The following is a 21194-nucleotide window of genomic DNA, read 5'->3' as shown; positions in this document are numbered from 1 at the left end:
AAGTTTCACTTTATTACACATGCTGCTTTAATAGCGCGTATAACTCTTCAAAACTATGCACTTCATATGTTGGCACAATCTCGCTATTATTTGGTTTCTTTTCTGGATTAAACCAACAAGTATCAATTCCCGCTACATATCCACCTTTAATATCGGCACTTAACGAATCCCCAATAATGAGCCCTTCTTCAAAAGCAAAATTAGGAATCCTTTCAAAAACATAATCAAAATACTCTTTCAGCGGCTTTCGGAATCCCGTATCTTCAGAAACAAAAATATCTTTAAAAAATGAATGTAATCCTGCATTACGTAAACGTTTATCTTGCGTCTTAGAAATACCGTTTGTCACTATATATAAATCATACTCACTTTGAATTTGATTTATAAATTCAAATGCACCTTGCATGAGTTGGTTTCCTTCTTCTAAGTAGCTACGATAATTATTTTCGAATAATATCCCATCTACTTCTTCCCCGTACTCTTTAAACAAAATCGAAAATCGTGTATTTACGACTTCATCACGGTTTATTTCACCTTCTTCAAAAGCAGCCCACAGGCTTTTATTAACTTTTTTATACTGCGCTTCAACCTCGCTAGTTAAAGGAATCCCTTTCTCTTCAAAGAGCATACGTAACGCCACTTTCTCCGCCTTCTGAAAATCTAACAATGTATCATCTACATCAAATAGCAATGTTTTATATTTTTTCATAAACCCCTCACACTCTCTTTTCTACAAAAACAAATTTACATAAATCGTATCATTCTTCCTTGTAAAAATAATAGGAGATATCTCATACTATAAACAGGGGTGAAAATATGAAAATCAGTAAAAATGAGAAAGAAATTTATCAATACATGCAAATTCATCAATTCCATACTCTTTTTTCCTTTCATGTCTTACCATATGTAGAACTACATTCTTTTCAAAAGAAAGAGATGATATGTAAGGAGGGAATCGACCTCCCTTATCTCTATTACTTAATTTCCGGGAAAGCAAAAATATATATGAGCCATAAAAATGGGAAAGTCTCTTTAATTAATTTTATTCAAGCACCTTCATTCATTGGGGAATTAGGATTAATTGGCGTAGAATCTGTTACGAAAGAGGTTGAGGTGATTGAAGATTGCATTTGCTTAGCGCTTCCTCTTAAAGATTGTCAGCATCTTTTATTGCAAGATGCTACCTTTCTACAGAAACTATGCAAATTTATTGGAGAAAAAATAATTACCCGAACAGAAAATTACGCCAAAAACTATAGTTACCCGTTTGAAAACCGATTAGCTGCATTTATTCTATTAACGGAACAAAATAATTGCTATACCGAAAAACATACTGAGGCCTCAGAATACTTAAACGTCAGTTACCGCCATCTTTTATATGTATTAAACCAGTTTTGCCAGCAAAATTATTTAAAAAAAGAAGGCCGAACATATTACATACAAGATCGAAATCAATTAGAAAAACTTGCTGACGAGCTGAAAATATAAAAAACAGCATTAACATAAAAGTTAATGCTGTTTTTTGAGTGGCGATTATAATTTCAATTAAAATTTGCTTGCTACTTTAGCTGCTTCTTCAAGACCTGCAGTAATGATTTCTTCTGCTTTATCTGGAAATTGGTTATGTCCCTCGATAACTACCGTTTCCATGTTTTTTGCACCGAAGAAGCCCATCATGCTTGCTACATATTTAACAGCCATTTCAACTTCCGCCGCTGGGCCTTCAGAGTATACGCCGCCGCGTGCATTTAATAATGCAATTTTCTTATCTCCGATTAGGCCAACTGGACCTTCTGGTGTATATTTAAACGTTTTACCTGCACGGTTTAAATAATCAATATACGTGTGTAGTACTGCTGGAATCGTTAAGTTCCATAATGGGAAACCGAAAACAACTTTATCAGCTTCTAAGAATTGATTTAAATACTTATCAGCAACTGCTACTACTTTTGCTTCTTCTTCTGTTAAATCAAATCCTCTGCTTGCTTTGAATGTACCATTAACCATGTCTACGCCTACATATGGTAATTCTTCTTTATATAAATCAAGTTCTACTACTGTATCATTTGGATGTGCTTCTTTATAGTTTGCTAAAAATGCCTCGTATAATTTCACACTTACTGCTTGTTCCGCTGGGCGGTTGTTTGCTTTTACAAATAAAACTGTTGCCATGATTCTTTTCCTCCTACTATTCACTCTTATGTTGTTATATATTACTTACGAAAAAGGGTTTCTCCCTTGTAATTGTTGTTGCTTACAAATACATTTTATCTTTATATCAAGACAATTTCGTCCTCACATAGACGTATTTTTCCATAAAAAAAGTCCACCTTCTAAAGGCGAACTCAGTCTTACGACTTTAGTCTTATACAATTCCATTTTTCACTGCATATAATGCTGCTTGTGTGCGATCTGATAAATGTAACTTACTCAAAATACTACTCACATGAGCTTTTACCGTTTTTTCCGTAATAACTAAAACAGAGGCGATTTCTTTATTACTCATCCCTTTCGCTAATAGCTGCAATACTTCATTTTCTCTTGCTGTTAGCACATCCACTTGAATAGAAGGTTCTTCTTCCTTTTCGTCCACAGGTAATGTTTGAGAGAGAAGAGCATTTGCTATATCCGGGTGTAATTGAATATTTCCTTTATATGCGCTTCGAATAGCTTCAACAAGCTGATCCGGTTCTACATCTTTTAAAATATAACCACTCGCTCCAGCTTTCAATGCCGGCAATACATGAGCCTGATCAGAAAAACTAGTTAAGACAATTACTTTCACGTTTGGATATTCTTTTTTAATACAAGCTGTCGCCTCAATCCCATCCATCTCAGGCATATATAAATCCATTAGTACAACATCAGGATTTGTTTCTCCTACTTTCACTAACGCTTCTTTTCCATTATTGGCTTCCCCAACTAATTCAAAATCTTCCTGTGTACTTAGAAAAAACGCTAATCCTTTTAAAACGACTGTATGATCATCAACTAACAATACTTTTATTTTCACAAACTTCCCTCATTTTCACATCATAATGGTACATTTACTTTTACACTTGTTCTTTTCTTACCACTTACAATTTTAATTGTTCCACCAACTAATTCTACTCTTTCACGCATCGTAGTCATACCAAGTGATTTCTTCTCTTTTATATCCTTTTCTTCAAAGCCGTTTCCTTGATCGATTATTTCTAATGATACATTTTTCTCCGTCACCTTGAAATAAATCGTCGCTTCTCGTACATTCGCATGCTTACTTACGTTATTTAAAGATTCTTGTCCAATTCGCCATAGCGCTTCCTCTACTACGCGTGGCAAATCACGAACACCAGTAACCTGTTCCCGAATTTTCAATCCCAAACTTTCGCCATATTGCTTTAGAGCTGGTAATAACCCTTTCTCTAATCCTGCCGGACGAAGCTGCCAAATCAAGGTCCTCATTTCTTTCAAAGCACCTTGCGCTAGTTCACGCATTTCATACAAAGAACTATCTACCTTTTCATTTTGGCCTTTTAAAACAGCTTCAGCACCCTTCGTCATAAAAGTTAATGAAAATAATTTTTGTGATACAGAGTCATGCAAATCTCTAGCTAAACGATTACGTTCCTCCATTCGTACAAGCTCTCGGCGTTTTTCATTTAACCTTAAGTTTTCTATCATTAATGATATATGATTTGCTAAAGCCTGTACTACATCTATCGTATTTATATCAAATTCTCCATTATTAGAACTTACACTTAATACGCCAAATATATGATTTTGAATATGTATCGGAATGGCAATAACTGCACTATTAGGATGTGCTATATTACTAACCTGACTCTTTAATAAAACAGGTTCTTCTTTTTCCAGCGCTTCCTGTGCTGCTAACTTCAAATCTTCTTGCAGCTCATCCATCTTATAAGAAGCCCTTACAGCAAGTTCATTTTCTTCTCTAATGAAGAATACAACTTGCTCCCATAGAAATAATTTCCCTATTTGTTCTACAATCCCCTCTGGCAATGCATTAAATTTATGAATCGCTCTTAAGGCTTGAATAAAACGCTCCAATTTCACATAATAATGCGCTCTTCGCTTTTCATTTTCATATAGTTTTGCCCGCTTTAAAGCCGTTCCAATTTGGAAAGCAACGGATTGGAGTAGTACTAATTCTTCTTCCGAAAAATGTGTTTTACCTGGACTTGCTACATTTAATACGCCAAACTTTTCTCCTCCAGCTTTTAAAGGAACCGTAGCATGATGAAGAATTCCTTCCGTATCTCCCCAATTATATTCAATTGCATTATTAATTCTTTTACATTCAATAATATTAACTGCTCGTTTTAATTTTCCATCTACAAAGCCTCGTAAACACCAACACTCACCTTCACACATCGGGCGTTTATTTTCATATGTAAGTGCCTCTGGTAATTGGTAATCGATTAACTTCGTATACTTCCCATTTTCATCCGCAAGAAAAATCCATCCTGTCGTTAAACCTGTTACACTTAGTAATTTTTCTAGGACCGCTTGCAATACATGGTAGGTATCATTTGAGGTATTCAACGTTTCTGCAATCTCTTTTAATATAACTAATTCATTTGTACGATTCTCTTGAAACATAATTCGTCTCCTGCATACAAGATTTTAAATAGTACTTAACATAAATCATCTACTTTTCACTTTGTACTTATTCGTAACATTGATATAATAGTGAAAACATAGTTTTCATTATATCACTTGAGGGGGCTTTCATAATGACATTAAATAAGGCACTTACAATCGCGGGTTCTGACACAAGTGGCGGTGCTGGTATACAAGCAGATTTAAAAACATTCCAAGAACTTGGCGTATATGGAATGACATCTCTTACGACAATCGTAACGATGGACCCACATAACGGTTGGGCACATAACGTATTCCCGATCGCGGCTTCTACATTAAAACCACAATTAGAAACAACAATTGAAGGTGTTGGCGTAGATGCTTTAAAAACAGGTATGCTTGGATCAGTAGAAATTATCGAAATGGTTGCGGAAACAATTGAAAAGCACAATTTCAAAAATGTAGTAGTTGATCCTGTTATGGTATGTAAAGGGGCCGATGAAGCGTTACACCCTGAAACAAACGACTGCTTACGTGACGTTCTTGTTCCAAAGGCACTAGTTGTAACACCAAACTTATTTGAAGCGTATCAATTAAGTGGTGTGAAAATTAATTCTCTTGAGGACATGAAAGAAGCTGCAAAGAAAATCCATGCTTTAGGTGCTAAATACGTACTAATTAAAGGTGGTAGCAAACTAGGTACAGAAACTGCTATTGATGTATTATATGACGGTGACACATTCGATCTTCTAGAATCAGAAAAGATTGATACGACAAATACACACGGTGCAGGTTGTACATATTCTGCTGCAATTACAGCAGAACTTGCAAAAGGAAAAACTGTAAAAGAAGCGGTAAAAACTGCAAAAGAATTCATCACAGCTGCAATTCGTCATTCATTCAAAATTAACGAGTATGTAGGACCAACACATCACGGTGCATACCGTAAATTCGTTGCACAGAAAGAGCTTGTCTAATAATAAATTAAAAAACATACTAAAACCGACAGAGCATTCATTGTTCTGTCGGTTTTAGTATGTTTTGCAAAAATGTTTTAAAGTACTCCTCGAATTCCTATGATGCTGAACTAACTTGGTTTCTACCATTTTTTTTTGAATAATATAATGCATCATCCGCTGCTTGAATAAATTGCTCAGGTGATTTTTTATACTCTGAAATCCCAACAGAAACTGTAATTTTAATTTTTGTTCCGTTTTTCAGTTGGAATGAATGCTTTTCAACAGCTAGTCGAATTTGTTCCCCTATACGAGTTCCAAATGCTAATCCCTTTTTCGGTATCAACAAGGCAAATTCTTCGCCACCCTTTCGAAAAACCAAATTAGAGAATGGTCCATTCTCTAACAAAATACGCCCTACTTGTTTTAACACTTCATCCCCAGCAGGATGACCGTATGTATCATTTACATACTTAAAGTGATCAATATCGATAAGTAATAAACAGAGTGAATCATTTTTCATATACTTGTTATCAATATGACGATTCATCTCTAAATCAAATTGCCTTACATTTCCTAGATTCGTTAATGCATCTATCGTTGCATAATGCTTCATCGTTTGAAATAATTCATTTGATTGCAATACGTAACTTGTACTTACAAATGTGATATATGCCGCTACAATACAACAAACTAAATATAATGAAACTACATACATATCCTTAAATAAAATATAAAGTGGCAGTATTAAAATAGACAAACTGCACACATTGAACCATATCCATTTTGTAAATATAGAAATTTTCATTCGCCAAATAAGGGTAATGCCAATCCCTATTGCCACGATAGTATAGCAAGCCAATTCAGAGGCTAAAGAATACTCAGTAAAAAGCACCCGCGTTATTAAAATGATCATAACTGTTATACTACTAGCTATTGGGCCACCAATTATAACTGCCAAAATAACTGCTAAATAACGTAAATCCAACATAATATCTTCAATATGTACACCAAAATGCATCAATAATATACCCAATATTCCAGTTAAAATACCGACCAAACATTTCTGCTAAAAAGAGAACCCTTCTTTTAACGGCTTATCTCTTAAAAGCTGAGCACCTACAAAGATAAAGGAAAGAATGATTGTCATATTTACAAATAGATCTCTGAACATAAAATAATCTCCCTACTTTTTCTTTTCCATCTATCTCTTTCTATATGCTATTGTATTACGTAATCCCTATAATTCCCAATATTTTTTATTTTACTGTTCCACGTGGAACAGTAAAATAAAAGAGGAGACGAAATTTCGTCTCCTCCATTAGCAACATCGTGATATCTTTCCGCCTTTTGCATTAAATCTAGCTTCTTGTGCCTCAGCAAAAAATTGCTTTTGACATAGAATTTTCTCTTCTGGATGATGCGCTTTCATATGATTTACATACGTTTCATAACTTGGAACTCCAACAAGCAAACTAATAAATTGCTTCCTCTTTCTCCATACGTTCCGTAAACTTTTAAGCATAGTTCCTCGACTCACTTTCATCTCTAGGAATATATGGCGCCTCTTTTAGCGGCATCGGCTTATTTCTTAATACTTGGATCCAAATTCGAAGTGCAGAAATTAATACAGCGATTACAACTATCATAAAAATCCCACAAAGTGCCGCATCAATATAGTCATTAAAAATAATTTGTTTCATTTGCGCAACGTTTTTAGCTGGAGCTAATACCTTCCCGTCATCTAATGCTCCCTGGAATACTTTCGCATGTGATAGAAATCCTATTTTAGGATTTTCATGAAATAACTTTTGATAACCAGCTGTCATTGTTACAATAAGCAATCCGACAGTTGGAATAAGTGTCACCCAAACATATGCTTTTTTCCCCATTTTGAACAAAATTGTCGTTCCAAGTAATAATGCAATACCTGCTAACATTTGGTTTGCAATACCAAAAAGTGGCCATAGCGTATTAATTCCGCCAAGAGGATCTACCACTCCTTGATATAAAAAGTACCCCCACCCTAGTACACATAGTGTTGTAGCTATCACATTTGCTAATGTAGAATCTGTTTTCGCAAACGGCTTATATACATGTCCTAAAATGTCTTGAATCATAAATCGCCCTACACGTGTTCCAGCATCAATCGTCGTTAAAATAAATAGTGCTTCAAAAAGAATCGCAAAATGGTACCAAAATGCCATCATCGCCGTTCCGCCCATTACTTGTGAAAATATATACGCCATACCAATTGCTAATGTTGGTGCGCCACCTGTACGTGATAAAATGGTCTGTTCTCCGACATTAACAGCAAGTTCTTTTAATTCATTCGGTGTAATAGCAAATCCCCATGAGGAAATAACTTGAGCCGCTTGTGATACATCAGTCCCAATTAGTGCTGCTGGGCTATTAATTGCAAAATAAGTTCCTGGTGTTAATACACAAGCTGCAATCATAGCCATCGCCGCTACAAACGACTCCATCAACATCGCTCCATAACCGATTGGCCTTGCATGGCCTTCTTCCTCAATCATTTTCGGTGTCGTACCTGATGAAACGAGAGCGTGGAATCCAGACACAGCACCGCAAGCTATTGTAATAAATAAGAACGGGAATAAATTTCCAGAGAAAACAGGTCCTGTTCCATCAATAAATTGAGATACTGCCGGCATCTTTAAATCTGGAGCTACAACTAAAATGCCAATTGCTAATCCAAGTATCGTTCCTATTTTTAAAAATGTACTTAAATAATCTCGTGGTGCAAGAAGCATCCAAACTGGTAATGCTGATGCAATAAATCCATATACGATAAGCATAATAGCAATTGTCTCACCACTGAAAGTAAATATACTTGCAAGCGTCGGATTTTCTGCTACATATTGTCCTCCAACAAGAGATAAAACTAGTAAAATAATACCAATTACTGATCCTTCTCCTACACGTCCTGGCCTAATGTAACGCATATAAACTCCCATTAAAATAGCAATTGGAATCGTTGCTGCGATTGTAAACATTCCCCACGGACTTCCAACGAGCGCTTTCACGACTACTAAAGCTAATACCGCTAATAAAATTATCATAATACCTAAAATACCAATCATCGCAATTAATCCTGTAACAGGACCAATCTCATCTTTAATCATTTCTCCTAATGATTTACCGTTACGTCTCATTGAAGCAAATAAAATTACAAAATCTTGTACAGCTCCAGCAATAACTACTCCAACGATAATCCAAATTGTCCCGGGTAAATAGCCCATCTGCGCCGCCAAAATTGGACCTACTAAAGGACCTGCCCCTGCAATCGCTGCAAAGTGATGGCCAAATAAAACCCATTTATTTGTCGGAACATAATCCTTCCCATCATTTAATGTATGAGCAGGTGTTTGCCTATTATTATCTAGTCCGAAAACTTTCCTCGCTATAAATCTACTATAAAAGCGATAAGCAATCGCATACACTGATACAGCAGCAACTAATAGCCATACAGCATTAATTGTTTCACCTTGAGATAAGGCTATTACACCAAAAGCAGATGCTCCTAGTGCTGCAATAACTCCCCAAAGTAAAATTGACTTCAACGTTTTCACATACAATCCCCCCATTACTACTTCTTAGTGGAGATTGTACTAAATTTTCTGAATATTTAAGTTAAATCCTCCTTATCATGAAGGATTTCTAGTTTATCATGTTAAAATTCTCTCATTACTTGTCATAGTTCAATTTTATTTCGAAGTCGTTTTACATAATTACGACTTACTGGAATCGGTTGCTCATCGTACCCGTCTAAATACAAATTATACGTGCCATTATAATAAGGTTTAAGTTCTTGTACATATAACATATTAATTAAATAACTTTTATGTACACGTAAAAAATCATATGCATTAAGCTTATTTTCTAATTCCTGAAGTGTATATGTTGAAATATGATGATTATTCGTTGTATAAATTGAAACTGTTTTATTTTCCTTATTTTTACTTACATATATAATATCCTCTGGAAAAATATATCTAATTCCCTCATGGCCTTCTATCGGCAGTTTACGCAAATGACTCTTTGCTTTCTCACTTTTTTCTTTCCCCATTTTATATAAAATGAATTGTAAATCTTCTTCACGAAATGGTTGCAATAAATAATAAAATGCTTGGAAACGAAAAGCTGTAATTGTCTCTTCTATATCCTCACCAATAAAAATAAATTTTGTATAACAATTCACTTCTCGTAACAAGCTCGAATATTCAAAACCAGTGCCGTCTACTAATTGCGAATTTAAAAAAACAAAGTCAGGTGTATGTTTTTTCATTATTAGCAAAGATTCTGTTCCGGTTCTCGCTTCAAAACATTCTACATTTCGAATGTTCTCAGTAAAGTACTCAACTAATTTTCTTCGCTCTTCTGTCTCTTCCATGATAAGTAAAATTTTCATTTATCCAACCACCTAATTCCTTTGTCCATATGTCTTGTTGTATACATTCGCTTTAGTAAGAAACAATCCCTTTTTCTTACTATACCATTATTTATCTAAAAAAACAGAAAAAAGGAAACCACTTTGGTTCCCCTTTTCTTTTATCTCGATTGGTGCGTGCTAATAATCAGTGGGGAATAGATGAAACCTCCACTAATTAAAGTTTCACTTTATACCAATTCCTGCTGTTTCGTTTCTTGCCCAAGTATAATCACAGCAAGTGCCCCAATTAAAATTGATCCACAGAAAATCGTAAATATTAGCGATAGTGAAGCTTGTGAAGCAACTAAATATCCTACTAATAGTGGTCCAAGAATACCACCAATACGTCCAAATGCCGCTGCCATTCCTGCACCCGTACCGCGAATAACTGTTGGATACTGTTCAGGTGTGTAAGCGTATAATGCACCCCAAGCACCTAAGTTAAAGAAGGATAATAACATACCCGCTACTATTAATGCTGTTAATGAATCCGCGATTCCGAACACATAAGCACTACATGCTGTACCAATTAAATACGTAACCAATACAAATTTACGACCAAGACGTTCAATAAACCATGCTGCTGTAAAATATCCTGGTAATTGGGCTAATGTCATAATAAGTACGTACTGGAAACTTTTTATTAAACTAAAACCTTTCAGTACCATTACACTAGGTAACCAAAGGAACATTCCATAATAGGAAAAGACAACACAAAACCATAAAATCCATAACATAATTGTTGCTTTACGATACTTCCCAGACCAAACCGATTTTATATTCTCAATAATAGATGGCCTTTTTTCAACCTTTTGAAATCTTGGAGAATCGGGTAAATTCCATCTTAAATATAAAGCATATAAAGCCGGAACTGCACTTAATACCATCGCAACTTCCCAACCGTATTTAGGAATCACAAAGTACGAGATAAGAGCTGCAATTAACCAGCCACCAGCCCAAAAGCTTTCTAATAGCACAACTATTTTCCCACGTTCGTGCGCTTCAACACTCTCTGATACGAGGGTAGATGCAACTGGGAGTTCTCCGCCGAGTCCCATACCAATTAAAAAGCGTAACATGAGGAACATTGTGAGTGTCGTCGTTAAGGCTGTTAAGCCACTACCAATAGAAAATAGTAATAATGTAATAATGAAGACCGATTTCCGTCCTATTTTATCTGATAGTACCCCAAAGACAAGCGCTCCTACAGCCATACCAATTGAGTTAATACTACCTATCCAACCCATCTCTTGAGTACTTAATCCCCAATCTTTTTGCAACGCCACTATTACAAATGAAAGCATTCCAACATCCATTGCGTCAAATAGCCATCCAAGCCCCGCTATACCAAGTAGCTTTCGCTTCGAAATTTCTTTTACCTTGCTCACAAGAAGTCCTCCTTACACAGCTGTCTTTACACATCATTTTACATGTGTGTATTGTATAAGTAAAATACTTTCGTGTAAAAAATTCTCCTTCATCATTCCCCAAAGGTAAAATGTTTATCAAAAATAAACAAATAAAAAAAGTAGCGATGTTCCGCTACTTTTTTGAACGCATTACTTCTTTTAAAAACTCAGCTAGTACTAACTGACGACGCCAGCGTGTTGGATTACTACATAATCTGTAAAACCACTCTAAGTTAATAGCTTGGATCCATTTTGGCGCACGTTTTACCTCTCCAGCCCACACATCTAAACTACCGCCTACTCCAACAGCCATTTTCGTTTCTAAACGATGCTTATTGTTTTGGATAAAGTTTTCTTGTCTTGGGAAGCCCAGCGCAACAAGTAATAGATCTGGTTTTGCTTCTTGAATACGAGAAACAATATTCTCTTCTTCTTCTTGTTTAAAATACCCATCTTGTGTACCCACAATAGATACAGCCGAATATGTCTTCGTTAAATGATTAGCTGCAGCTTGTACAACATGTGGTTTTGCACCTAATAAGAAAACAGATACTGGTCTATTATCTTCTGATAACTTTGCAAGTAAATTACACATTAAGTCAAAACCTGCCACACGCTCTTTTAAAGGTGTACCAAGCATACCACTTGCTTTAACAACCCCGATACCGTCAGGTGTAATTAAATCTGTATTTAATAATGTTTTATGGAATTTTTCATCCTTTTTTGCGCACATAACAATTTCAGGATTCGCTGTTACTACCTGAAAAGTATGAGTTTGCTCCAATTCTAGTTGTTTCTTTAAATATTGGATTGTTTCATCCATTGTCATTGTAGAAAAAGGAACACCTAGAATATCAACCGTTTGTACTGCCATATTTAACTATCCTCTCTATCATTAAAGGTTTTTCGTTATTAATTGCTGATATGTTTCTTTCGTATCTTCATATAATTTTTGAAGTGAGAAGTTCATAGTAGCATGCTCATAAATATGTTTACCCATTGCTGCTAACTCTCCAGTTTTCCACTTATCATACGCTTCTTCTAATGCCGATGCTAATGCTTTTCCATCACCAGTTGGCACAATCCATCCGTAAGTTTCGTCTGCGATTAACGGCTCGATCTCTCCCGCTCTAGTCACAATTGATGGTACACGCTGATTTGCCGCTTCTAATAAAACTAATGGAAATCCTTCGCTATGGGAAGTTAATAAATTTACATGTGATGAAGCAAATAATCGTTTCACATCTTGACGGTGCCCTAAAAATTCAACTTTATCATTAATTCCTTTTTCAGTAGCTAACGCCTTTAACTCTCCTTCTAACGGCCCGTCACCAACTAATAATACTTTAATCTTCTCCAATTTTGTTTGTTGTAACGCATCGAATAAAACTTCATGTCCTTTAACAGGATGCAGACGTGCTACTTGGATTGCCGTAAACACATCTTCATCAATATTAAACATTTCCTTGTTATTATAGCCAGCTGCTTTTTCTTGATCATATTCAATACCGTTATAAATAACATGCATCTTTTCATTTGAAATCCCTAATGCCGCTAAACTTTTTTTCAACCTATTCGTTACAACAAAAAATAAATCTATATTTTTTAAAGCTTTTAAATTTAACTTAGTAAAAATCCAACCTTTTAGGCCTTGTTTAGTGAAGTCTTGAAATGGATCACTATGAATTGTCGTTACCCATTTTGCCGCGAATTTCTTTTTCATTAAAGAAACAAAGAAATTTGCTCTAGGACCGTGTGTATGAACTACATCAAATTTTTCTTTATTAATGAATTCACTTATGTTTTTTAAAATGGATAAATCATAGCGAGATTTTTGTGAAAACACATGAACTTTTATCCCTAGCTCTCTTGCTTCTTTCGCAACAATTCCATCTTCAAATACTGCTAATTCTACTTCACCATCCGGAAACTGATCGAGCAGTGAAATAATATGTGTTTTTCCTCCACCATCTTCTGCTCCTGCATTCATATGCAATATCCTCATATTTTTTCCTCCTTTAAATCCTCGCTACATTTCCATCTATCTTTATTTTACTGTACTAAAAAATAAAAGCTAACAAAAGTTAGCTTTTATTTTTATCATTCAATTTCTAAATCTACAATTAGATAAGCTAACACCACTACAAAGTAAATTCCCACTCCTGGTGCTGTCAAAATATGTCCTGCAATGTACGCAATACCTAGTGCTAATACTAAGCTTGCTGAAATCATTCCATATTTTATATTAAATATTTCCTTAAATCTTGTAACAAATGCTATCAAGATTCTTAAGCCATAATAAATAAATGGAATCATCATTAATGCAAAACCAATAATTCCGAAATCATAAAACCAATCATGGAAGTCCATTTCAATTAACTTCGGATCTGGTTGTTTTTGTTCGTTATACTTAAAGTTACCTGCGTAACCCATTCCGAATAGTTTTTGTGACATTGGCGCTTCCTTAAAGAATTGCTTATGTCTTTCTTCATATACTTGACGTCCGCTGAAAATAAGATTTTCTTGATTTTCTTTCTTTTGCTCTTTCTCAATCTCTTTTTTAACTTCCGCCTCTATCTTTGCTTTTTCTTCCGGCTTTTCAACTTTATGTTGTTTTTCTTCTTTTTCTTTAATTTCTTGTTCTTTTTTTATTTTCTCTTTAATTTCTTGTTCTTTTTGCCCTTGTTGTGCTACGTTTTGTTCTGATAAATAGTTATTATGAATACCCATATTTTGTGCTAATGGTGTCTTTTTAAATGTTCCAACTACACCAGCTAATAGGACAATAGCAATTAATGCATTAAGTACAAGAGCTTTTTTGTTTGGATTTTTTCTATCAAATAATAATTGTAGTACAATAATCCCGATTGCTGCCGCTAACGTAGCACCAATTGAGCCCATTCCTACCTTCGTTCCAACTTGAATTAAAGAGTAAATCATTAACAGCGATGGAATCCAATATAAAACGTTTTTCATGCTCTTTGTTTTTTGAATAGAATATAGTACCACAATAGGGAAAATAATAGCTAAAATTGATCCTAATTCATTACCTGCATAGAACCATCCTCGGGAACCAACTTTCATCCACTCATAACTTCCAAAGTCTGTAGAAGTTGTAATAGAAACAACCATAACAGCATTAATAATTAATGTTGAATACACAATGTTATTTCTAACTTTATCGCTAATATTTACTGTCTTCTTCAGTGATTTTAAAGCTAAAATGTATGAGCCAAGCATAATATATATATACAATGCTTTTCCAATGAATTTAACTTCTTCTGCGAGTACAATAGGACTCTTGATTAACTTGTTATTAATAAATCCTATTCCTAATACAACTCCTAGTAATACAAGATAAATCAAAAACTTCCTATTTTCTCTTTCTTTTGCCTGAATTAAAATATAAATGCCACCCATTGCCATAATGAGGAATCTTACCATAATTCCAACTGTCGCATTTACTTTTAATAACTCAATGCTAAGAGACGTTAATAAATCTAAAACAGGCTGTAAAATAATAAAAAAGAGCAAAAAATGCTCAAATCTAACCCTAGCTTGATTTGCTAACATTCCAAGACCTCCATACAAAATCTTCACATTATCTTTTAATCATAGTTTTCTACTGTCTAAACATACCTAGCAATTATAACATAACTCATATTTAAATTGAGAACTATTTTTCATGCCGAAACTAGTCAAATCCAGCATTATTAGTAACCAAAAACATTGTCCTTTAGCTATCCTTTCCTATCCCTATAAAAACTATCTAACACATATGCACTTATTTTCGACAGTACAAAAATATTTTTTTATCATTTTATATAAATGTGCAAAACGGACTTCTCCTATTGTACCATCCCTCTAACTAAGCTACATCAAAAAACTATGCAATGAATCTTCCCACACTTTTTCACTTTACTTTATTGCTACTTATCAAGCATTTTCAAACGCTTTCTTTAGCTATTTCATCCATTTTTCTACATGTAGCGAAAAGTAATTGTTATTTCCAAAACTTTAGTGTATATTTTTTCTCTGGAACATCTTTAAGAGGAAGGAATTAAAGCCATGTTATTAATCGATATATTTACGTTTCTTGGCATTATCGCCGCTGCCATTTCTGGTACATTAGTTGGTTTGAAAAAAGATCTAGATTTATTTGGTGTCCTTTGTTTAGCTGTAGCTACTGCGCTCGGCGGCGGTATTATTCGTGATATTATGATTGGTAACCTGCCTCCTGTCGCATTTGTAAAACCCATTTACTTTTTTGTAAGTGTACTATCAGCATTATTCACATGTATGTTTTTTGAGCGCATTAATAAACTTCAAGTTGTTATTATGCTTTCTGATGCTGTTGGTTTAGGTGTATTTACAGCTATTGGTGCAAATGCAGCAATGTCACATCACGTTGACGCCTCATTTTTAGTCGTTTCAATGGGAGTTATTACAGGTATTGGGGGCGGTATTTTACGCGACATTTGCGCTCAAGATATCCCGTATGTATTCCGAAAAGAGATATATGCAATTGCTTCTATTTTAGGAGCAGTTAGTTTCCTAATTACACATGCAATGGGGGCACACGTATTAGCTTTCTATGTTTGTTTATTAATAACATTCGTTATTCGTGTAGTCACCGTAATATATAATGTACATTTCCCAGTTTTCTTTAAAACACATGCAAAAATTAATAAAGGCCATTAAGAGAATTCTACATAGAATTCTCTTAATTTATATACAATTTTACATACTATAGAGTAATTATATATAAAAAATTGAAAATGAATTAGAAACTATCCCACAAGTAATGAAGAGTATTCAAGACGATTCCTCGAAAATGGCCTTAACGGTGGATAATTTACAACTAGAACTAAGCCGATAAGGCGAATCGATACAAAAAAAGAATCCGAAATGGATTCTTTTATTTTCTAAAAAATATTTTTTGGCAATAAAAATAACCCATATAAACACCAAAGCTTTGTAAAATAAACAAAGCTGGCATAATGATATTATAGTATGCCATATCTACTTGAAAGAGCCTTAACGATACATATCCGGTAATTAATAATACAAACAGCATATATCCTTCATTTTGCTGTTTCTTAATTAGAAAATGTAATAAAGCTATGGCCATAAACAATGTCACCACTATAAATATAAGCTTTTCACATTTAAAAAGAATAGAATTTATCCCCTCATTTGAAAACTGGCTAATAACTGGTTTTAACAGTTTAAATCTTTCTACTTCCATTTCTTTTAACTCTTGATCAATTTGCTCTTTTACACTTTGATTTTCAGATGTTTTTTCTTCATTTTGACTTTTTCCAATTAAAACAGATTGAACATAATTCTGATTAGAAATCGTATACTGTGACATTCCCATCATCTTGATACCATAGCTCACACCAAAATGAGTACTATAAAACAGAATAAGTATTCCTATCATTTTTAATAGTAATTTTTGTTTCGCCCCTGATTGAAATAATTCAATTAACAGCACATATATAGCTATAAATATAGGTAAAAATAACCCCATTGGGAAAATCATATTGCTAAGCGCAAATAAAACGGCTGAAATTACCCACATATAAGGATGATCCAATCCTTTATATAAAAGTATGTAACAAGCACAATAAAATAAAAATATTGCGAGTGATTCCGCCGTTAATACAGAACTCATAAATATATTTGGAATATATAAAGCATAAAACACGGACGCGATACGACCACACTCTTCTCCAAAGACCATTGCCGCAATGCGGTAAATGAAAAATGCAGTTCCTGTACAAAATAAAATATTAAATAGTTGCAAAGCGAGTACCGTATCACCAAATATACGAATGATGATCGATTCATAAATAATAAAAGGTAACTGCGCTACATTCTCTATATTATTTCCAATTGCAATCTGCTTTGCAGACTCATACATAGCTTTCATATCACCTATTATTGGACCATCTACAAATAGAACTGTGATAAATCTTACAACTATAGATACGCTTATAAGAAAGATAAGAAATTGTTTATCTGTAAAACGATATTGCAAAATCGATGCCACTAACAAAATAAGAATAACAAAAATTACTAATACGATTGTTATACTTGTTGTACTTCCTCCAAAAAATTGCTTACTTGTTTCAAAAGCCGACCAGCAACTATAAACAAAAAATGCAAGCATCGCACCAATCGTTATTTTACTGAAGAAAGACGAAAAATTTGTTTGTATATGATTCATATGTCCATTGCACCTCTACTTCCATTTATAACAAAACGATTCTATCATGAATAGGCACAAGGTTAATAGGGAATTTCTATGACAAATACATAGTCATTACTTTTTCACTTGCAATGTAAGCGAATCCTCTTTTACACTACATTTTATATAAGATAAATTTTCTTTCAGTTGCATGAATACAAATACAGAAATTTCAATAAAGTGAAACTTTAATCCGCGGGGGTTTTGTTCATCCTCCACTGACTATTAGCCTGCTATTTGCGGGATAATCCTCTTGGAACACTTTACTTCATTAAATATCTAATATGGGTACTCCACTTACACATGTCACTCTGATTGAAAACAAAAAATAGGGGATGAATATATGGAAAAGAAATTCATGCGAGAATCAAAAGCAATTAAAACAACACGTGTTTTTCCTAACGATTTAAATAATCACCAAACACTTTTCGGGGGAAAATTATTAGCAGAAATTGATAGTATCGCTTCAATTGCAGCTGCGAGACATAGTCGCAAACATTGCGTAACAGCATCTATCGATTCCGTTGATTTTTTAACTCCAATTCACCAAGCAGATTCTGTCTGTTATGAAGCATTCGTATGTTATACAGGAAAATCTTCAATGGAAGTTTTCGTAAAAGTAATTGCAGAGGATCTACTAGCAGGCGAGCGTAGAATGGCCGCAACTTGTTTCATTACATTTGTCGCATTAAAAGACGGAAAACCTTCATCTGTACCACAAGTAATTCCTGAAACAGAGGAAGAACATTGGCTACATACAACTGGTTCAGATCGTGCAGAAAATAGAAAAAAAGGACGTTTGAAGAGTAAAGAAATGGCTGAAGTGTTAACTTTGAATAAACCTTGGAGTATTTAATTGCATTTAGCACAGGTAAACATCCCCATATGTTCGCCTGTGTTTTTTATTTTGTCTTAAATTATGATACACATAATCACCTGTTTCATAATCCTCATTAACAAACGTCCACTATCCTGACCTTTATTTTAGTATACTACTAGTGTTATAGTAGATGAGGCTTGCAAAAAATAATACTGCCTAATTAACATTATAAAGGATGGTGCAATATGTCTGTTGAGGTACCAATTGTAATACCTAAAACTTTGATTATTATTCCCGCTTACAACGAAGAAGAAGCGATTGCAGATACATTAACAAGACTTTTAGAACTAAAAGAACACTTTGTAGGGTTAGATATTTGTGTAATTAACGATGGTTCAATGGATAAAACGCCTGAGATTGTTACAACATTCCCGGTCCATCTTGTAAATCTACCTTATAATTTAGGAATTGGGTCCGCTGTACAAACTGGATACAAGTATGCTTATGAAAATGACTATGATATTGCTATTCAATTTGATGCCGATGGACAACATAACCCAGAGGATTTATATAAAATCATCCAACCTATTGCTGAAAATCAATGCGATATGGTGCTAGGGTCTCGATTTACGGAAAAAACTGCATATAAGGGAAGTCTTTCAAGACGAATTGGTATATTTTACTTTACTGCCTTATTAAAATTACTAACGAAACAAACATTTATGGATCCAACATCTGGATACCGTGCTATTAATCGCGAAGTAATTCAGATTTTCGCACACAATTATCCAAAAGATTATCCAGAACCAGAAGTACTTATCCACTTAAAAAAGAAAAATCTTCGCATTAATGAAATATCAGTTAATATGCAAGAAAGACAAGGTGGACAATCTTCTATTACACCATTGAAATCTGCATATTACATGATTAAAGTAAGTTTAGCTATATTGATGCAAAAAATTGTGAAAGGTTGATAATCCATGCCTATAATTACCTTTTCATTTATCTTTATCCTATTATTATTTTTCTTGATTATTAACTCGATACGTAAAGGAACTTTAGAAACAAAATATTCCATCCTTTGGATTTTTGTTTGTATCGCAATGGCGATTTTAAGCTCTACAGATAAGATTATAAATTGGATTGGGAAGCTATTACACGTAGAATACCCACCATCTGTTTTATTCCTGTTCGGACTTTTATTCTGCTTTATTTTAATTTTTGATTTAACTCGTAAGGTTTCTAAACAGCATCACCAACTTGTAACATTGACACAAGATTATGCGCTGCTAAAACAAAAATTAAATAATAAAGAACAAAATGATTCTTTACACGATGCATAATTAAAAACGACCTACTTTCTATTTTCAGAAAGTAGGTCATTTTTATATACCATTTAAATGTAATGTTTTTGATAAATTTAATTAAATCATTTATCTATTTTAGAAATGGTCTGCTAACCCTCATAACAGTTGCGACAATACCTACACCTATCATTATAAATAGCATTGGCATCAATGGAAGTGCATAACGATCATACGCAAAGTACAAGCTATTAAAATACGTTTGGAATAGAATGTTTATCCATAGGAATGAATACTCTCTCCATCTTCTCCAACAGAATGCAAATGCTAGGATTGAGCAAATTATGAAGCCTGTTTTAATTGGTTCATAAATTTTCTTCATATCTTCTCCAGATATATCAAAAATACTAATTGTAGTGCCTGGATAATAATATGCCTTCTCCCAGAAAATTTGTGGCTTTAAAATTAAATAACTTTTCAGCATTGATTTTTTATCTGTATGCCACCATTCCTTAATACGGTCCATCGCTACTTCTTGTTGCTTCGCCATTAATTCATGTGCTTCTATACCCGGATATTTCGCGAGAATTTCCGCATCGATTTCTTCCATACTTTTCCCAGGTGGATAACCTTCACCTTGATATGTACCCAGTAGCAACGGATTACCTGAACCTGCTGTAAGCGGAATAAACTTGTGAAATTGAACATAATTACGCGCCCACCAAGGACCAAGCACAACAAGTAACACTAATACACTAATACAGGCTTGCTTTATCATTAGGCGGAATGGATAGCGTTTTGCTACAAGGTATACAAATAATAGAATTGGATATAAAGCGATTTGTACCCTGAAATATAGTGCTACAAAGTAGAATAATAAAATAATATAAAAATCTTTCATTGAATGCGTATCTGCTAATTTCAAGCTCCAATATAATAGCCCTAATGATAGAAATAGATACGGGCTTTCTGTCAACGTCAAGTTCTCTACTACCACTTCAGGAGGGTATAATGCTAATAACAATGCAGCAATTAATCCTACTGCTGGATTTAAGATATATGTACCAATCTTATAAGTCATATAAATACTTAAGACACCGAAAGTTATCATAACTAATTTTGCACATAAAACCCCTAGGCTTCCGTGCCCAAATATGGCGAATATGCCTGCTAATAAAAATACTTGTCCAGGCATAATATGAGCAGTTGGTTTTGTCGGATCATGATACGTTAACATGCCCGTTTCTAAGAAATTGACAGCATTTTTTTGATACATTAAATCATCATTAGCGAGTGTTAAATCACTGCCATATGTTATTAAAGTCATGAGCCGGAATATTAGGCCGATAACTAAAATAATACCCAATATAATTAACTCCGGTCTTCGAATATACTTGCGTAACATGCTAAAT

At 34.2% G+C, this 21194-nt stretch carries 19 protein-coding genes and 1 pseudogene; 6 read left to right on the top strand and 14 right to left on the bottom strand.

Annotated features, from left to right (window positions below; all coding sequences use genetic code 11):
- Window positions 1-13: 13 nt before the first annotated feature.
- A complete protein-coding gene (locus BAU27_RS07375; protein WP_071770528.1) occupies window positions 14-709 on the bottom strand; it encodes a YjjG family noncanonical pyrimidine nucleotidase in 696 nt (231 codons plus the stop codon).
- A 107-nt stretch (window positions 710-816) separates the two neighbouring features.
- Here BAU27_RS07375 and BAU27_RS07370 point away from each other — a divergent pair, with 107 nt between their 5' ends.
- Window positions 817-1488, top strand: a complete 672-nt coding sequence (locus BAU27_RS07370; RefSeq protein WP_071770527.1) for a transcriptional regulator YeiL — start codon at window positions 817-819, stop codon at window positions 1486-1488.
- A gap of 57 nt (window positions 1489-1545) precedes the next feature.
- Here BAU27_RS07370 and BAU27_RS07365 read toward each other — a convergent pair whose 3' ends face one another.
- From BAU27_RS07365 to BAU27_RS07355, 3 genes are all read right to left on the bottom strand, one after another.
- Window positions 1546-2172, bottom strand: coding sequence for an FMN-dependent NADH-azoreductase (locus BAU27_RS07365; protein ID WP_071770526.1), 627 nt, complete (start codon window positions 2170-2172; stop codon window positions 1546-1548).
- A 193-nt stretch (window positions 2173-2365) separates the two neighbouring features.
- The gene (locus tag BAU27_RS07360; RefSeq protein WP_071770525.1) at window positions 2366-3013 is read right to left on the bottom strand and encodes a response regulator; all 648 of its coding nucleotides are present in this window, start codon (window positions 3011-3013) and stop codon (window positions 2366-2368) included.
- Window positions 3014-3033: 20 nt separating this feature from the next.
- Entirely contained in the window at window positions 3034-4605 is a 1572-nt protein-coding gene (locus BAU27_RS07355; protein ID WP_071770524.1) for a GAF domain-containing sensor histidine kinase, read from the bottom strand.
- Between the two features lie 134 nt (window positions 4606-4739).
- On the opposite strand from BAU27_RS07355, the gene pdxK reads away from it, so the two are divergent.
- Window positions 4740-5564, top strand: coding sequence for a pyridoxine/pyridoxal/pyridoxamine kinase (gene pdxK / locus BAU27_RS07350; RefSeq protein ID WP_071744005.1), 825 nt, complete (start codon window positions 4740-4742; stop codon window positions 5562-5564).
- A gap of 97 nt (window positions 5565-5661) precedes the next feature.
- Here the strand turns inward: pdxK and BAU27_RS07345 are convergent.
- The 8 genes and pseudogenes from BAU27_RS07345 to BAU27_RS07305 form a co-directional block, all read right to left on the bottom strand.
- Window positions 5662-6717 (bottom strand): annotated as a pseudogene (locus tag BAU27_RS07345) (diguanylate cyclase).
- Between the two features lie 147 nt (window positions 6718-6864).
- Window positions 6865-7068, bottom strand: a complete 204-nt coding sequence (locus BAU27_RS07340; RefSeq protein WP_071744004.1) for a YbdD/YjiX family protein — start codon at window positions 7066-7068, stop codon at window positions 6865-6867.
- A complete protein-coding gene (gene cstA / locus BAU27_RS07335; protein WP_071770523.1) occupies window positions 7061-9136 on the bottom strand; it encodes a carbon starvation protein CstA in 2076 nt (691 codons plus the stop codon). The genes BAU27_RS07340 and cstA overlap by 8 nt, the downstream gene beginning before the upstream one ends.
- A 122-nt stretch (window positions 9137-9258) precedes the next feature.
- Complete coding sequence (locus BAU27_RS07330) at window positions 9259-9975, bottom strand: LytR/AlgR family response regulator transcription factor (protein ID WP_071744002.1); 717 nt, start codon at window positions 9973-9975, stop codon at window positions 9259-9261.
- Between the two features lie 209 nt (window positions 9976-10184).
- Entirely contained in the window at window positions 10185-11384 is a 1200-nt protein-coding gene (locus BAU27_RS07325) for an MFS transporter (RefSeq protein WP_071770522.1), read from the bottom strand.
- A gap of 154 nt (window positions 11385-11538) precedes the next feature.
- The gene (locus tag BAU27_RS07315) at window positions 11539-12279 is read right to left on the bottom strand and encodes a WecB/TagA/CpsF family glycosyltransferase (RefSeq protein ID WP_016131015.1); all 741 of its coding nucleotides are present in this window, start codon (window positions 12277-12279) and stop codon (window positions 11539-11541) included.
- 21 nt (window positions 12280-12300) lie between these two features.
- A complete protein-coding gene (locus BAU27_RS07310) occupies window positions 12301-13410 on the bottom strand; it encodes a glycosyltransferase family 4 protein (protein ID WP_071744000.1) in 1110 nt (369 codons plus the stop codon).
- 95 nt (window positions 13411-13505) lie between these two features.
- On the bottom strand, window positions 13506-14978 hold the full coding sequence (locus tag BAU27_RS07305; RefSeq protein WP_071770521.1) for an O-antigen ligase family protein: 1473 nt from the start codon (window positions 14976-14978) through the stop codon (window positions 13506-13508).
- Between the two features lie 495 nt (window positions 14979-15473).
- Here BAU27_RS07305 and BAU27_RS07300 point away from each other — a divergent pair, with 495 nt between their 5' ends.
- Complete coding sequence (locus BAU27_RS07300; RefSeq protein ID WP_000924380.1) at window positions 15474-16106, top strand: trimeric intracellular cation channel family protein; 633 nt, start codon at window positions 15474-15476, stop codon at window positions 16104-16106.
- Between the two features lie 217 nt (window positions 16107-16323).
- Here the strand turns inward: BAU27_RS07300 and BAU27_RS07295 are convergent, their stop codons facing one another.
- Window positions 16324-17637: a glycosyltransferase family 39 protein gene (locus BAU27_RS07295; protein ID WP_071770520.1), complete on the bottom strand. Its 1314-nt coding sequence runs from the start codon at window positions 17635-17637 to the stop codon at window positions 16324-16326.
- Window positions 17638-18001: 364 nt separating this feature from the next.
- Here BAU27_RS07295 and BAU27_RS07290 point away from each other — a divergent pair, with 364 nt between their 5' ends.
- The 3 genes from BAU27_RS07290 (at window position 18002) to BAU27_RS07280 (ending at window position 19821) form a co-directional block, all read left to right on the top strand.
- Entirely contained in the window at window positions 18002-18514 is a 513-nt protein-coding gene (locus tag BAU27_RS07290) for an acyl-CoA thioesterase (RefSeq protein ID WP_002123645.1), read from the top strand.
- 209 nt (window positions 18515-18723) lie between these two features.
- Window positions 18724-19452: a glycosyltransferase family 2 protein gene (locus tag BAU27_RS07285; RefSeq protein ID WP_000110207.1), complete on the top strand. Its 729-nt coding sequence runs from the start codon at window positions 18724-18726 to the stop codon at window positions 19450-19452.
- 6 nt (window positions 19453-19458) lie between these two features.
- On the top strand, window positions 19459-19821 hold the full coding sequence (locus tag BAU27_RS07280; RefSeq protein ID WP_002089883.1) for a DUF2304 domain-containing protein: 363 nt from the start codon (window positions 19459-19461) through the stop codon (window positions 19819-19821).
- A gap of 94 nt (window positions 19822-19915) precedes the next feature.
- Here BAU27_RS07280 and BAU27_RS07275 read toward each other — a convergent pair whose 3' ends face one another.
- Window positions 19916-21187: a glycosyltransferase family 39 protein gene (locus tag BAU27_RS07275; protein WP_071770519.1), complete on the bottom strand. Its 1272-nt coding sequence runs from the start codon at window positions 21185-21187 to the stop codon at window positions 19916-19918.
- Window positions 21188-21194 lie beyond the last annotated feature (7 nt).

Origin of the sequence: Bacillus sp. NH11B, assembly GCF_001884205.1 — a bacterium.
Lineage (GTDB): Bacteria > Bacillota > Bacilli > Bacillales > Bacillaceae_G > Bacillus_A > Bacillus_A proteolyticus.
The sequence above is the reverse complement of the archived record's forward strand: the minus strand, read 5'-3'. Positions and strand labels throughout refer to the sequence as shown.

Excerpts from the sequence above, each read along its gene's own strand:
- BAU27_RS07375 (WP_071770528.1), bottom strand. The coding sequence starts at position 709 with ATGAAAAAATATAAAACATTGCTATTTGATGTAGATGATACATTGTTA.
- BAU27_RS07370 (WP_071770527.1), top strand. The coding sequence starts at position 817 with ATGAAAATCAGTAAAAATGAGAAAGAAATTTATCAATACATGCAAATT.
- BAU27_RS07365 (WP_071770526.1), bottom strand. The coding sequence starts at position 2,172 with ATGGCAACAGTTTTATTTGTAAAAGCAAACAACCGCCCAGCGGAACAA.
- BAU27_RS07355 (WP_071770524.1), bottom strand. The coding sequence starts at position 4,605 with ATGTTTCAAGAGAATCGTACAAATGAATTAGTTATATTAAAAGAGATT.
- pdxK (WP_071744005.1), top strand. The coding sequence starts at position 4,740 with ATGACATTAAATAAGGCACTTACAATCGCGGGTTCTGACACAAGTGGC.
- BAU27_RS07340 (WP_071744004.1), bottom strand. The coding sequence starts at position 7,068 with ATGCTTAAAAGTTTACGGAACGTATGGAGAAAGAGGAAGCAATTTATT.
- BAU27_RS07330 (WP_071744002.1), bottom strand. The coding sequence starts at position 9,975 with ATGAAAATTTTACTTATCATGGAAGAGACAGAAGAGCGAAGAAAATTA.
- BAU27_RS07315 (WP_016131015.1), bottom strand. The coding sequence starts at position 12,279 with ATGGCAGTACAAACGGTTGATATTCTAGGTGTTCCTTTTTCTACAATG.
- BAU27_RS07310 (WP_071744000.1), bottom strand. The coding sequence starts at position 13,410 with ATGAGGATATTGCATATGAATGCAGGAGCAGAAGATGGTGGAGGAAAA.
- BAU27_RS07305 (WP_071770521.1), bottom strand. The coding sequence starts at position 14,978 with ATGTTAGCAAATCAAGCTAGGGTTAGATTTGAGCATTTTTTGCTCTTT.
- BAU27_RS07300 (WP_000924380.1), top strand. The coding sequence starts at position 15,474 with ATGTTATTAATCGATATATTTACGTTTCTTGGCATTATCGCCGCTGCC.
- BAU27_RS07295 (WP_071770520.1), bottom strand. The coding sequence starts at position 17,637 with ATGAATCATATACAAACAAATTTTTCGTCTTTCTTCAGTAAAATAACG.
- BAU27_RS07290 (WP_002123645.1), top strand. The coding sequence starts at position 18,002 with ATGGAAAAGAAATTCATGCGAGAATCAAAAGCAATTAAAACAACACGT.
- BAU27_RS07285 (WP_000110207.1), top strand. The coding sequence starts at position 18,724 with ATGTCTGTTGAGGTACCAATTGTAATACCTAAAACTTTGATTATTATT.
- BAU27_RS07280 (WP_002089883.1), top strand. The coding sequence starts at position 19,459 with ATGCCTATAATTACCTTTTCATTTATCTTTATCCTATTATTATTTTTC.
- BAU27_RS07275 (WP_071770519.1), bottom strand. The coding sequence starts at position 21,187 with ATGTTACGCAAGTATATTCGAAGACCGGAGTTAATTATATTGGGTATT.